Annotated in this window: 12 protein-coding genes; 9 read left to right on the top strand and 3 right to left on the bottom strand. The window is 45.8% G+C overall.

Translation table 11 applies throughout. The annotated features are described in order from the left end of the window. Window positions 1-73: 73 nt before the first annotated feature. On the bottom strand, window positions 74-604 hold the full coding sequence (gene smrB, locus R7E29_RS03160) for an endonuclease SmrB (RefSeq protein WP_005380539.1): 531 nt from the start codon (window positions 602-604) through the stop codon (window positions 74-76). A 62-nt stretch (window positions 605-666) separates the two neighbouring features. Between smrB and prmB the strand changes: the two genes are divergently transcribed. Continuing rightward, a complete protein-coding gene (prmB, locus tag R7E29_RS03155) occupies window positions 667-1,599 on the top strand; it encodes a 50S ribosomal protein L3 N(5)-glutamine methyltransferase (RefSeq protein ID WP_005380541.1) in 933 nt (310 codons plus the stop codon). A 180-nt stretch (window positions 1,600-1,779) separates the two neighbouring features. Beyond that, on the top strand, window positions 1,780-2,865 hold the full coding sequence (aroC, locus tag R7E29_RS03150; protein WP_054576270.1) for a chorismate synthase: 1,086 nt from the start codon (window positions 1,780-1,782) through the stop codon (window positions 2,863-2,865). Window positions 2,866-3,088: 223 nt separating this feature from the next. Here aroC and R7E29_RS03145 read toward each other — a convergent pair whose 3' ends face one another. Further along, complete coding sequence (locus tag R7E29_RS03145; protein WP_005380544.1) at window positions 3,089-3,712, bottom strand: trimeric intracellular cation channel family protein; 624 nt, start codon at window positions 3,710-3,712, stop codon at window positions 3,089-3,091. Between the two features lie 332 nt (window positions 3,713-4,044). On the opposite strand from R7E29_RS03145, the gene R7E29_RS03140 reads away from it, so the two are divergent. The 3 genes from R7E29_RS03140 (at window position 4,045) to R7E29_RS03130 (ending at window position 5,535) form a co-directional block, all read left to right on the top strand. Continuing rightward, window positions 4,045-4,575, top strand: coding sequence for an elongation factor P hydroxylase (locus tag R7E29_RS03140; RefSeq protein ID WP_005380546.1), 531 nt, complete (start codon window positions 4,045-4,047; stop codon window positions 4,573-4,575). Between the two features lie 25 nt (window positions 4,576-4,600). Then, window positions 4,601-4,864, top strand: a complete 264-nt coding sequence (locus tag R7E29_RS03135) for a YfcL family protein (RefSeq protein ID WP_033907374.1) — start codon at window positions 4,601-4,603, stop codon at window positions 4,862-4,864. Window positions 4,865-5,010: 146 nt separating this feature from the next. Further along, on the top strand, window positions 5,011-5,535 hold the full coding sequence (locus R7E29_RS03130) for an NADPH-dependent FMN reductase (protein ID WP_005380552.1): 525 nt from the start codon (window positions 5,011-5,013) through the stop codon (window positions 5,533-5,535). A gap of 76 nt (window positions 5,536-5,611) precedes the next feature. Here R7E29_RS03130 and mnmC read toward each other — a convergent pair whose 3' ends face one another. After that, window positions 5,612-7,630, bottom strand: coding sequence for a bifunctional tRNA (5-methylaminomethyl-2-thiouridine)(34)-methyltransferase MnmD/FAD-dependent 5-carboxymethylaminomethyl-2-thiouridine(34) oxidoreductase MnmC (gene mnmC / locus R7E29_RS03125; RefSeq protein ID WP_053306684.1), 2,019 nt, complete (start codon window positions 7,628-7,630; stop codon window positions 5,612-5,614). Window positions 7,631-7,758: 128 nt separating this feature from the next. Between mnmC and fabB the strand changes: the two genes are divergently transcribed. The 4 genes from fabB to R7E29_RS03105 form a co-directional block, all read left to right on the top strand. Continuing rightward, entirely contained in the window at window positions 7,759-8,970 is a 1,212-nt protein-coding gene (fabB, locus tag R7E29_RS03120; RefSeq protein WP_005380557.1) for a beta-ketoacyl-ACP synthase I, read from the top strand. Window positions 8,971-9,310: 340 nt separating this feature from the next. Then, on the top strand, window positions 9,311-10,444 hold the full coding sequence (locus tag R7E29_RS03115) for a 4-phosphoerythronate dehydrogenase (RefSeq protein WP_005380560.1): 1,134 nt from the start codon (window positions 9,311-9,313) through the stop codon (window positions 10,442-10,444). Then, window positions 10,441-11,454: an aspartate-semialdehyde dehydrogenase gene (locus R7E29_RS03110; RefSeq protein WP_005380562.1), complete on the top strand. Its 1,014-nt coding sequence runs from the start codon at window positions 10,441-10,443 to the stop codon at window positions 11,452-11,454. Before R7E29_RS03115 ends, R7E29_RS03110 begins: the two co-directional genes overlap by 4 nt. Window positions 11,455-11,651: 197 nt before the next feature. Further along, window positions 11,652-14,585 (top strand): FimV/HubP family polar landmark protein (locus tag R7E29_RS03105; RefSeq protein ID WP_318082397.1); only part of this gene is annotated, 2,934 nt, incomplete at its 3' end.

The following is a 14,585-nucleotide window of genomic DNA, read 5'->3' as shown; positions in this document are numbered from 1 at the left end:
TGCAAATTAGAGACAGAATAAGAAAGGCAGGAGATCCCTGCCTTTTCGTTTCGTCGTGTCTACAGCAAGCCTGTTACTTTTCAGGAATAGAAAGCAACACTAACAACGCACCATCACCACCAAATTCTAGTGGCGCTTGGTGAAAAGCCATAACGTCAGGATGCTGTGCTAACCAAAGTGGGGCTTTCTGTTTCAGGATGTGTTTCCCAATACCATGTTGCACACACGCACAATGAATCTCGTTTTTGATGCAATAGGCTATCATCGCACCAAGCTCGCGTTTTGCTTCTTGCTGTGTCATGCCGTGCATATCGAGGAACACGTCCGGTACATACACGCCACGACGTAGACGTTTGACTTCATAAGTGGAGACGTCGTCACGTGCATAACGAGTTGGACCTTCATCGTTTAATAGAGGGACAAACTCGTCTGAAAAGTAAAATTCAGAGTCACTCGCTTCACGGTTGGAGCGCTTGATTTCTTTTTGCTTAGTATTTTTTTTTGGTTGCTGGATTATGGTATCCTGTCGCAACTTTTTTACGCCCTGTACTGCTTCCTGAAACAAGGCGAAATCGTCATCGTTCTCGGTGTCTTTTTTGCTCATTAGGTAAACAATTTCATTAATAAACTTTATTGGCAGTATTGTAGCGCTTTTCGGAGGCAATTTTGGATAAGATTTTTGTAGAAGAAGCGGTATCGGAACTGCATACCCTTCAAGATATGATTCGTTGGACGGTAAGCCGCTTTAATGCAGCGAACCTGTTTTACGGTCATGGTACTGATAATGCGTGGGATGAAGCTGTTCAGCTTATCCTGCCAACCTTATACTTGCCGATTGATGTGCCTCCGCACGTATTGAACTCTCGCCTAACGACTAGCGAGCGTCTGCGTATTGTTGAGCGCGTAGTAAAACGCATCAACGAGCGTACGCCAACAGCATACCTAACAAACAAAGCATGGTTCTGCGGTCTTGAGTTCTTCGTTGATGAGCGTGTACTTGTGCCACGTTCTCCTATCGGCGAATTGATTCAAGCGGAATTCCAACCTTGGTTGGTGGAAGAGCCTACGCGCATCATGGACCTATGTACGGGTTCTGGTTGTATCGCGATTGCTTGTGCGCACGCTTTCCCTGAAGCAGAAGTGGATGCGATCGACATCTCTACAGATGCTCTACAAGTGGCTGAGCAAAACGTACAAGATCACGGTATGGAGCAGCAAGTGTTCCCAATTCGCTCTGATTTGTTCCGTGATCTTCCAAAAGAGAAATACAATCTAATCGTGTCTAACCCACCATATGTGGATGAAGAAGACATGAACAGCCTGCCAGATGAGTTCACGCATGAGCCTGAGCTTGGTTTAGCTGCGGGTACGGATGGTCTAAAACTTGTGCGTCGTATTCTAGCTAACGCGCCAGATTATCTAACAGATAACGGCATTCTTATTTGTGAAGTCGGAAACTCAATGATTCATATGATGGAACAGTACCCAGAGATTCCATTTACTTGGATTGAGTTCGAGAACGGCGGTCATGGCGTATTTATGCTAACGCGTGACCAGCTGGTTGAGTGTGCAGAAGAGTTTAAACTGTACAAAGACTAATAGAGTCTTGCACTAAACATCAAAACACCGAGCTTTATGCTCGGTGTTTTTTTTATGCATACCTCGTCGATATTAACTCTTTACATCAAAACGTAATAAAGCCACTATGAATCCACGAAGAATTGGAAAGCAGCTATGCTCTGTTTTGAGAGAGCGTGGCGATAAAAACTTGAGGAAGTAATGGCAGGAAACAGTATCGGACAACATTTCCGAGTGACGACATTCGGGGAAAGTCACGGTATCGCACTGGGATGTATCGTAGACGGATGTCCTCCGGGGTTGGAAATTACAGAAGCAGATCTACAAATCGATCTCGACCGCCGTCGTCCAGGCACATCACGTTACACCACACAACGTCGTGAACCGGATGAAGTTAAAATTCTTTCTGGCGTTTTTGAAGGCAAAACCACGGGCACATCGATCGGTTTGCTAATTGAAAACACCGATCAGCGCTCAAAAGACTACTCTGACATCAAAGATAAGTTCAGACCGGGTCATGCTGATTACACTTACCACCAAAAATATGGCATCCGCGACTATCGCGGTGGCGGCCGTTCTTCAGCTCGTGAAACCGCAATGCGTGTGGCTGCTGGTGCAATCGCGAAGAAATACTTAAAAGATGAGTTTGGTGTTGAGATTCGTGCTTACTTGTCACAAATGGGTGATGTATCTATCGACAAGGTAGATTGGAACGAAATCGAGAACAATGCATTCTTCTGCCCTGATGCTGACAAAGTAGAAGCATTTGACCAACTTATCCGTGACCTGAAAAAAGAAGGCGACTCTATTGGCGCAAAAATCCAGGTTGTGGCAACTAACGTGCCTGTTGGTCTTGGGGAACCCGTATTTGACCGTTTGGATGCAGACATCGCGCACGCACTAATGAGCATAAACGCGGTGAAAGGCGTGGAAATCGGAGACGGTTTCGAGGTGGTAAACCAAAAAGGCAGTCAACACCGTGATACGCTTGCTCCTGAAGGTTTTGGTAGTAATCATGCGGGTGGCATTCTTGGCGGTATCTCGACTGGTCAAGACATTGTCGCTAACATTGCGCTTAAGCCAACATCAAGTATCACTGTGCCGGGTGAGACCATCACAAAAGAAGGTGAACCAACTCAGTTGATCACCAAAGGTCGTCATGACCCATGTGTGGGTATTCGTGCTGTGCCTATCGCAGAAGCGATGCTGGCAATTGTGGTGATGGATCATTTACTACGCCACCGTGGTCAAAACCATGGCGTACAAACCGAGACTCCAAAGATTTAAGAGCTTTGTGTCATTCCAGCGAGCTATAGCGAGACTAGGAATCTAATTTCAGCACGATGAAAAGAGAAAGAAACATCTCTGACAACAGAGTGCTCGGATAATAGATCCTGAATCATGCTCCTTCGTCGCTGTTCAGGATGACTGAATATAAAATTATGCCACTCACTGAATCGCGGGTGGCACAATTTTATCAGGCAAACTTTTTTGTTTAAGTAGTTTTTGCTTAATGAATCGAGCCTTCGGTTTCCAAATGGAAAGAAGGCAGACGCCACTTAAAGCGCACTGCAGCCATACGCAGCATGTAACCAGTAACCAGTGTAATGATCGTGGCAGTGACATCGGGAACATTGAATTCTAATAGCGCTAAGTACATTCCTGATGCGATAAGAGCGACAGAAGCGTAAAGCTCTTCATGCAGTACCAATGGTGTTTGGCGACAGATTAAGTCACGAAGTAGCCCACCGAATACACCCGTTACTAACGCTGAAACCATACAAATACCAGGGTGCAAGCCCATGCCCATCGCAATTTTTGTTCCGATGATACTAAACACGATTAAACCTAATGCATCGAGGCGAATGAACAGACCTTTCAGCTTAATCACCCATTTCGCTAAACCTGTTGTTAGCACACCTGCAACACACGTAATTGCAAGGAACTCTGGGTTTTTTACCCAACCAAGAGGGTAGTGGCCTAATAGAATGTCACGTACGGTGCCACCACCAATGGCCGTTGCGCTGGCCACCAACATAACACCAAACCAGTCCATCTTTCTTCTACCAGCACTTAACGCACCTGTCATGGCTTCAGCCGTGATACCAATGATATACAACACACTTAGCAACATAGGGAAACACTCAACGTAAAAAGTCACTACGTTCTACGAGAATCAGCGTAGGCGAAGTAACAACACTTACAAACGGTTCTATCTCTCTTAAAAAGTGATTAAAACCAGCAACATGCTTGTAATCAAACGGCTTAAAAATAGCGGTTTGAACGGCATCAAAATAAGGCGAGAGTGTAGTGGTAAATAAGTACGCTGACGAATGAGAAATTGTATGGAGAAAGCGACCTTCAGATAAATTCAACTAATAACCAAAAATGTGGGGTTGCCTTTACCTCATAGCTAAAAACAGCGACAATATGCAGCGCATGTCAAACTGAAGTACAAACTCGACGATGACCCACGAATACCAAGACTTAATCACCATTTTTAATGACACCTTTTTAGAACAATTTAATACGAAATTAGAGTTAGGTGGTGATGAGCCTATTTATCTTCCTGCTGATGATGAACACCCTCATCATCGGATTATTTTTGCTCGGGGTTTTTACGCCTCTGCTTTACACGAGATTTCGCATTGGTGTGTGGCTGGTCCAGAGCGTCGTTTGCTGGAAGATTTTGGTTATTGGTATGAACCTGATGGGCGAACAGCAGAAGTTCAAGCGGAGTTTGAGAAAGTTGAAGTGCGACCTCAAGCTTATGAATGGATTCTGGCACAAAGCGCTGGCTTCCCTTTTACGGTGAGTTGTGACAATCTACACGGCGATTTTGAACCAGATAGGCTCGGCTTTATGAAAAAAGTGCATAAAGAAGTGCTAGGTATTTTGGACGTTGGCTTGCCTTTGCGAGTGAAAATGCTTTCTGATGCCCTGCGCGCATTTTATCAAACTAAGCCACTGGAAGCGTCGGACTTTTGCGTTAAATAACCACTAATAACCTCAGAGATACACCATGATTATTGAATTTGAAGAAAAATTACTGGAACTGATTGATGCTCGAATTGAAACAGCATCTGACGATGAATTGTTTGCTGGTGGTTATTTACGTGGTCACATCTCTTTATCCGCGGCGTCTTGTGAAGAAGAAGGGATTAGCGATATTGCTGAGCTGAAGTCACGCATTGAGAGCAGCTTAGAAGATTCGCGTACCGAGTTAAGCCCGGCCGATCGCGTGATTGTCAGTGATTTGTGGCAAGAGCTCCAGGCTCAGGCTTAATCCCTAAGCAGCGTTCTCCCTTTATTTAATCCTAGTCATTTACTACTTCGAAAAATTCGAACCTCTCAATAAAATTTTTGTGGTTGTAGCGAAACTGTTCAACTTTTATTCTTATCAGCATAAAACGTGAACAAAGGATTACAACCATGAAAATTGTCGCATTTGGTGCATCTACCAGCTCTACCTCAATCAACAAACTACTTGCTACATACGCAGCAAATCAAGTCGAAGGCGCTCAAGTGAATGTTCTAGACTTAAACGATTATCAAGCGCCAATGTTTAGCGAGGACAAAGAGAAAGAAATAGGTCAAGCTGAAGGGGCTGTCGCGTTTTTACGTGACTTGGCGGAGGCTGACGCTCTCGTTGTTTCCTTCGCAGAGCATAACGGTTCGTACCCAGCGGCCTATAAAAACTTGTTCGATTGGGCGACGCGCATTGAGCGTAATGTATTTCAAAACAAACCTGTCGTTTATTTAGCAACTTCCCCAGGTCCCGGTGGTGCACAAAGTGTTCTTGCGGCGGCGACAGGTTCTGCTCAATTTTTTGGCGCGGATGTAAAGGCATCGTTATCTGTGCCGAGCTTCTACGAAAATTTTGACGTGGAATCGGGTAAGGTTGTAAACCCAGAAGTGGCAGAGCAAGTGAAACAGGCAGTTGCACTGCTGAAGTAATCTCAGTACGAGCAACTTAGTGAGTTAGCGATTCCCGACACGTATCTGTGTCGGGAATTAAAACGAGAGAATACTCTTACAGCTCGGTAATGGCTTTGCCTTTTCTTAGTTTACGAACCCACATTCGACTTGGGTGAAGTTCGGTCAATACATCAACCGGTAATGGCAGCGGGTCCCCACAGATCTGGGAGGCCAACACTTCAGCTAATAATGGTGCAGAGCTCAGTCCACGAGATCCTAAACCTAAGAAGCAGAATAGGTTAGGGTACTGATGAATGGTTTCTACCTCTTCTGCTTTTTGATTTTGTAAGTTGGCGTATTGCGTTTTGATCGTCTCAAAGTCACCCACATTCCCGACAAATGGTAAGTGATCTCGGCTAACACAACGAATACCTTGGCGAGATTGATTATCAGTGATATCTACCTCTTTTGCCCATGTTTGATTTGGTACACATTTCACTAGCTTTTCCGCATTATCTTTTTGGGCGTTTTCATCAAATTCGTAGTCAAGGTGACTGCGGTCGTAGCTTGCACCGATACACAAGTGTTGATTACTTGGGTTAACAGGAGTCATGTAACCGTCGTAACACAACACCGTTTTCAGCTGACTCAGCGTTTCGGTTGCTGGCGCATGACTGACTTGTCCTTTCACCTGCCCCATTGGGAGGGAAGCGGTTTGACTCAATGTCTGGAACTCATGGCCGTTCGCAATCACAACCGTTGAGTGCTCAAATGTTTGACCACTCGCCGTTAGTAGCCAGAGCAGACGCTTTTCATCCCAATCTAATGCCTCAACATGGTGTTCAAACTTTGTTGAGAGTAACGACGTCTGCTCCAATTGTTTAATTAACCCACGAGTTAACTCGGCAGGGCACAGCCACCCTCCCATTGGGTAGTGCACAGATGCCATATCAATAGGTAACCCGATAGTGTTCGCAGTCTCCTCGGCGGACAGCTTGTGAATGAGCTCTGGTGTGAAGTTACCCGCAAGTATTTTCTCCAGTTTGTCTGTGGATTTGTCATCCCACATCAACTGAGTCACGCCACACCAGTCATGATCAAAATCGATCTCTTGTGCTGCTTGTTCAACAAACTGACGTGCGAACAAAAATGCAGGAGCAAACACTCGTGAAACACCCGTGTGCGGGCCATTAAGCAGTGGATAAACGGCTCCTTGTCGATTGCCTGAAGCTCCTTTGGCTGGTTGTTTGTCTTTACAGTAAAGGGTGACGTTTTGGCCACGACGAACTAACGTTTTCGCTAACGCCGCGCTGGCTATACCACCACCAATGATGGCAATCGAATCAAGATTGCTAGATGCTGAGCGATTGAACCAAGGGAGATGGTTCGACTGCTTTTCACGTTGCTCCATAGAGCCGGCGATCATTTCTCGCTTAGTGCCGAAACCTTTCACCTTTTTCATTGTAAAGCCAGCTTCGTTCAAACCACGACGTACAAAGCCTGCTGCGGTAAACGTGGCAACTGTACAATCTTGCTTGGCTAGCTTTGCCATGTTGTTGAACAGGCCTTGGTTCCACATTTCTGGGTTTTTGCTTGGCGCGAATCCATCTAAGAACCAAGCATCAATCAAACCTTGTTCGTTGTATGGGACTTGCGGCATGCAGTCTTTAATGTCACCAAACCAAAGGTCGAGTGTGATTGCGCCGTCTTCTAAAACAATGCGATGACACTCCGGCACAGCGGCAGGGTAGTGCTTTTGTAACTTTTCCGCGTATTCAGCTAGCTCAGGCCAAGCTTCATGCGCCTTCTTTAAATCGGCTTTGCTTAATGGGTATTTTTCAAAGCTAATAAAATGCAGCTCTTTCAATGTTGCGTCCGGATGCTGACGACGAAACTCACTAAACCACTGGCATACTGCTAAGAAGTTTAATCCCGTGCCAAATCCTGTTTCACCAATGACAAAACGTCTTTGGTCAAATTCCTGCCATCTTTCTGGGAGATGATTTTGTTTTAAGAAAACGTAGCGTGTCTCTTCAAGACCGTTTACGTTAGAGAAGTAAACATCATCAAATTGGTCTGAAACCGGAGTACCAGCTTCGTTCCAACCAAGTTCTGCGTTTTTTATTGAAGTCATAATGGTGCAAATTTGTGATTTGGCGCGGTAAGAATGGGGCGATTGTACGAATTTATGGGAAAGCTGACCACTTTTGCTGACTATCTTAGTTATCATCTAGCGGATTTTTGAATTATAGGAATGTCATAATGAAACGAGTCGTAATCACCGGTATGGGTATTGTTTCAAGTATCGGTAACAACGTCGAAGAAGTTCTAGCGTCTCTTAAAGCGGGCAAATCTGGCATCACTGCATCTGAGCAGTTCAAAGAACACGGTCTTCGTTCGCAAGTATGGGGTGACCTAAAAATCAACCCGGCGGAACACATCGACCGTAAGCAGATGCGCTTTATGGGTGATGCGGCTGCTTATGCATACCTATCAATGGAGCAGGCAATCGCAGACGCTGGTCTTACAGAAGAGCAGGTTTCAAACGATCGTACCGGTATCGTTGCAGGTTCTGGCGGTGCTTCTGCATACAATCAAACGGTAGCGACAGACACGATGCGCGCCAAAGGCGTAAAGCGAGTTGGTCCTTACATGGTTCCTCGTACTATGTCTTCTACTGTTTCTGCTTGTCTTGCTACGCCATTTAAGATTCGTGGCGTGAACTACTCAATGAGCTCTGCATGTGCAACATCTGCACACTGTATCGGCCATGCTATGGAGCTTATTCAACTAGGCAAACAAGATATTGTTTTTGCTGGTGGCGGCGAAGAGCTAGATTGGTCTCAAACTATGATGTTTGATGCGATGGGCGCACTGTCAACCAAATACAATGACACGCCAGACAAAGCATCTCGTACATACGATGCAGACCGTGACGGTTTTGTTATCTCGGGCGGCGGCGGCATGCTGGTTATTGAAGAACTAGAGCACGCACTGGCACGTGGTGCGAAAATCTACGGTGAAATCGTAGGTTACGGTGCGACATCAGATGGCTACGACATGGTAGCGCCATCAGGTGAAGGCGCAATTCGTTGTATGAAGATGGCGATGCAAGACGTTGATGGTGTGGATTACATCAACACGCACGGCACATCGACACCAGTTGGTGACGTGAAAGAGCTTGGTGCTATCCAACAATTGTTTGGTGAGAACAGCCCTGCAATCTCTGCAACAAAAGCAATGACTGGCCACGCACTCGGCGCAGCGGGCGTGCACGAAGCAATTTACTCAACACTTATGCTAGACAAAAACTTCATTGCTCCAAGCATCAATATTTCAAACTTGGACGAAGCAGCACAAGGTCTGGACATCGTGACAGAAGCACGTGATGCAGAGCTAACGACCGTAATGTCAAACAGCTTTGGCTTTGGCGGCACAAACGCAACTTTGGTTATTAAAAAGTACCAAGGTTAACTGAATTTGTTGGCGCCTTGCGAGAGTACTGTAAACGCCAACAATCCAGTTTCCAGAGCTTGATCAGTCACACTGATCGAACAGACGCAGACTCTATCCCATGGAGAGCGGGATAGGATCCTTTTGTTCTGGAACTTTGCCCGGCTATTTAGCCGGGCTTTTTCTTTTCTCTGTTTCTGCTTTTCTCTAGGCTTCCCGTCAATTGATTCTATAGAAGTTACCTCCTTGAGGTTTATTGGTGTTATATCTTGAGATTTTTCGGGAAAAGGGCACAATCGCTTTAGTTTCGCATCTTGCGAATAAACGAACTCTTACAAATGGATGTTAGAACGCTGGCGCTATGAAAATTATTGTTGATGAAAATATGCCGTATGCTGAAGAGCTATTCAGCCAACTCGGTAACGTAATTCTAAAACCAGGTCGTACACTGACCGCCGATGATTTAGTGGATGTTGATGCCCTAATGATTCGCTCAGTCACCAAAGTGAATGCTGACCTGATCAGCAAAGCAAACAAGCTGAAGTTTGTTGGTACGGCCACGGCAGGCATGGATCATGTTGACCAAGCACTCTTAAAAGAGAAAGGCATTTTCTTCACTGCTGCGCCAGGGTGTAACAAAGTGGGTGTAGCGGAATACGCGTTCAGCGTGATGATGGTGCTCGCTCAGCAACAAGGTTTCTCGGTATTTGACAAGACGGTAGGTATTATTGGTGCAGGCCAAGTAGGTAGCTACCTAGAGAAATGTTTGAAAGGCATGGGTATTAAAGTTCTGATCAATGACCCATTCAAACAAGAGGCTGGTGATCCTCGTAGCTTTACTCCGTTGACAGAACTGATTGAAAGCTCAGACATCATTACACTACATACGCCAATCACCAAAGATGGCCCATACCCAACGCATCATTTGATTGATGAGAAGGTATTAAATGGTCTCCGCAGCGATCAAATTTTGATTAACGCGGCTCGAGGTCCCATCGTTGACAACGCTGCTTTGAAGCAACGTCTTTTGAAAAATGATGGCTTTACAGCGGCACTCGACGTATTTGAATTTGAACCAGAGGTTGATATGGAGCTTCTGCCTCTGCTAGCATTCGCAACCCCTCACGTTGCAGGCTACGGCTTGGAAGGGAAAGCTCGCGGTACAACGATGATTTTCAACAGCTACTGTGAGTTCTTAAATAACGAATTACGTGCGCATGCCAGCGATTTACTGCCAACCGCGCCTGTTCCTACTATGGTATTGGACAGAGCTTGGGACGAAGCAACACTGCATAACATCACGCAGTTAATCTATGATGTGCGTAGAGATGACGCTCTTTTCCGCCGTGAAATCAGTAAGCCAGGCGCTTTTGACCTGATGCGTAAAAACTACTGGGATCGCCGTGAATACAGTGCTGTCACGCTAGTGGGTAACAAAACATGTAACCTTGCTCCATTAGCAGAACTAGGTTTTCAGATTGAGGTAAGTCAATGAGCCAGCAATATAATGTTGCCATTTTAGGTGCGACCGGTGCGGTCGGTGAAACAATTTTGGATGTGCTTCAAGAGCGCAAATTCCCAGTAGGCGAAATCTTCCTACTCGCGAGTGAGCGCAGCGAAGGCAAGACTTATCGCTTCAATGGTAAAACGGTACGCGTTCAAAACGTAGAAGAGTTCGATTGGTCTCAAGCGCATATCGCACTGTTTTCTGCTGGTGGTGAGCTATCAGCCAAGTGGGCTCCAATTGCCGCTGATGAAGGCGTGATTGTTATCGACAATACATCACACTTCCGTTACGAGTACGACATTCCTCTTGTTGTGCCTGAAGTAAACCCAGAAGCGATTGCAGAGTTTCGTAACCGTAACATCATTGCGAACCCGAACTGTTCAACCATCCAAATGCTAGTGGCACTAAAACCAATTCACGATGCGGTGGGTATTGAACGTATTAACGTATCAACTTACCAATCGGTGTCTGGTGCAGGCAAAGCGGGTATCGATGAGCTAGCAGGTCAAACGGCGAAGCTGCTAAACGGTCTGCCTGCAGACAAGAAGCAATTCTCTCAACAGATCGCGTTTAACTGTATTCCACAAATCGATCAAATGATGGAAAACGGCTACACCAAAGAAGAAATGAAAATGGTGTGGGAAACACAGAAGATCTTTAACGATCCATCAATCACAGTCAATCCAACGTGTGTACGTGTTCCTGTATTCTACGGTCACGCAGAAGCACTTCACATTGAGACTCGTTCACCTATCGATGCACAAGAAGTCGTTAACTTGCTTGAACAAACTGACGGTATCGAAGTGTTCCACGGTGAAGACTTCCCTACACAAGTTCGCGATGCGGGCGGTAAAGACCATGTAATGGTTGGCCGTATCCGTAACGATATCAGCCATCATAGCGGCGTAAACCTGTGGGTTGTTGCTGATAACGTGCGTAAAGGCGCGGCAACTAACGCGGTGCAAATCGCAGAAGTTCTGATCCGCGATTACTACTAAGTCGCTTACAGTTCATTTCAAAGCCTCGCACAGTGCGAGGCTTTTTTGTACGAACGAAACAAAATAGTGTGAGATTAGTACGAATATGGCGAGAGCCACACATTTTTTATTCTCAACGCTATAGTTTTGCATGCGATATCCGATATATTTAACCGATCACCATTTCAAATTGTATTTAGCACAAAACTGAGCCTTCTATGCGTCAAAATTATAAGCGTTTGTTAGCAGCCCTTGTGTTGATGAGCGCGACTCAGACATCATCAGTGGTTCAAGCCGAAGGAATTCGTCTTGTTGGACCGTCTGGTGAAGTGCAATCATCTCCGAGCTATGCTGAAGATATTGAGCGAGCATTACCTGCTCCTCCTGCGAATACTCAACCGTCACGTTTCTTTGGTCCGACTGGTGAAAATCAAACACTATGGTCGATCGCTTCAGAATTACGACCTTCACGCGGTGTTACCGTTCAACAAACGCTTCTTGCCATTTACCGAATTAACCCTCAAGCGTTTGAGAACCAAAACATTCATGAATTGATCCCAGGGAGTCGGCTACGAGTACCTTCTCTAGAGCAAGTGCAAAGCGCGACCACAGCGCAAGCTGTTGCGATTATGAAGGCGCATGAAGCTAAGTTAAAACAGCCGAAGCCGACAAATAGAGCGACGCCAGCACAACGAGTCACCGAGCAACCAAAGCCACAAATTAAAGTAGAACCCAAGCCTGCGGCTAAGCCAGAGACAGTGGCTGCAACGGAGCCAAAACCAACTCCGAAAACAATACCCGTCATCCCTGCGCCACCAGTAACCACCTCTCCGCAGGGAGAAAAGCAGGTCAGTGCGCTAAAGGACAAACTTCAAGGCTCACAAAGTGAATTAGAGTCATTAGAAGAGAAGAACCATCGTCTTCGATTGATGCTGTCAGAAGTGCAAAGCGAAGTCGAAACTTTGAAAAGCGAACTGAATGACGAAGAACGCATTCGCTCAGAAGTCGAGAAACTGCTTGCTGAAGAGCGCCAGCGCCTTGCTGAACAACAACGCATGCAACCAAGCACCATGGACAAAATTTTGTCGAATGGTTGGCTTGTTGGTCTTGCGGCATTAATTCCTGGTGCTTTGCTCGCCTTGCTAGTCGTTATGCTGCTTGGTCGACGATCTAAAGCGAGAGAAGAAGCGGCTGCACAGGAACAGCAAAACGTTGATCCTCTTGCGGCGCCAATCGGTTTAGCGGCGGCGGATGAGCTGGATGAAGAGCTCACGCTTGATGATGAATTGTTTGCAGATGAAGATATCAACACACAGTCTTTACAAGAAGAGAAGTCAGATTTAGAAGAAGACGTCTTTGCTAACCTCGACGATGAAGAACTTGATTTCAATCTGGAAGGGGACGATGACCCATTTGCAGATATTGGCGATGACGGTGACCTAGATGTTGGTCTGGATGAGTTTGAGTCATCGAACAATGGTATCCAAGTCAACGGCGAAGAAAAAGCGCTTGGTTTAGAAGAAATGGAGCGAGCCTTAGATGAGGTTGCTCCAGAACTAGAAGTGCTCGATGACGATGAGTCTGGCTTCGATCTTTCGGATGATGCGAATGAGAAATCAGACTCGCTTTCAGACGATGCATTTGCCGAGTTACTTGCAGCCGATGAGCCGTCAGAAGAGTTACCAAGTGACACTGTCGACCAGGATATGCTTGATGACTTGTTTGCTGAACTTGGCAACGATGACTTCGATTTAGATACTGATGAGCCTGAGTTAAAACAGCCCGTTTCGGATGATGACTTTAGTGTAGGAGAGGCATCTGACGACGATATCGATAAGCTATTGGCCCAGTATGAACAACCGGCTAGTGAATCGGAAGTTCGAGAAGCTGACGCCAATGAAGGTCCTGTTCTAGATGAAAACAGTACAGAGCTACTCGATGAACTCATTGATTTTGATGAAGATGACACAGACGAGTTTGATCCACTAAACGAGCTAGAAGCAATCTCTGGTTTTGAAGGTGATGACTCGATCGAAGAGTTAGACGCAGATAGCACAGACTTACTGGATGAACTCATTGATGATGTTACCTCTGAACTTGATGAAGAGACTGAAGCTGATTTAGATCCGTTTGATGATCTGATTCGAGAGGACGAGAGCCCAGAGCAGAATAAATCGGAAGAGGAAGAGTTACTGAAATCACTTGGTTTTGGTGAGTCAGACGCCGGCGAAAAGCCATCTTCCGTAGTTGAGTCAGAACAAACTCATGAAGATCCGGATATTGAGTCTGGGTTGGACATCGACGCTTTATTAAGTGAAAGCCAACCAGACACGCAACAAGCTGCAGAAGAGCAACCATTAACCGAGCCAGAAGCTGCTTCAGAGCCATTTAGCAGCGATGAATTTCTTGGTGATTTAGAGGACCTCTCACCAGAGAATGATCCTTTAATGAGCGAGCTAGACGACCTATTTGAGTCAGACAGTGAAGAACTTCTGCCAACAGAACAAGAAAAAGCGGATTTTTCTGCTGAACTTGACGCTCTATTTGATAGTGAAGATGACTTACCGCAGCAAGTTGAAAAAACACAAGCTGAGATAGAGGAAGCTTCATCACTACAACAAGAGGCTACCGATACTGATTCAACACAAGAACCATCCGTGGAGTCCGATGCTGAGGTACAGCCTCACGTTGAGCAAGAGGAAGACATTCCAGCCTTCACACCGACACCAAATACAATAGAAAATGAATTCGGTGTTCCACAAGAAGAAGATTGGCTACTGGATGAACCTGAATTGGAGCCGGAAACTGAGTCGACCAACGATTCAGAAGATGAACTCAATTTTGATGAGCTGGATCTTCCTGAGTTTAGTGAAGAAGACGCATTGGCGTCTATGGCGGATGAGCCGGAGTTAGAAACGTCCGAGTCCGTTGAGCCAGAACAGGTTGAAGCAGACTTGCCAGCTGAATCAGAAGATGAATTCAATTTTGATGAGCTCAATTTGCCAGAGTTCAGTGAAGAAGATGCACTGGCGTCTATGGCTGGCGAACCTACGTTAGAAACGTCCGAGTCCGTTAAGCCAGAACAAGTTGAAGCCGACTTGTCAGCTGAGTCCGAAGAAGAGTTCAATTTTGACGAGCTGGATCTTCCTGAG

Source organism: Vibrio sp. Vb1729, from assembly GCF_033338655.1.
Lineage (GTDB): Bacteria > Pseudomonadota > Gammaproteobacteria > Enterobacterales > Vibrionaceae > Vibrio > Vibrio alginolyticus.
This window is presented reverse-complemented; position numbering and strand designations above follow the sequence as displayed.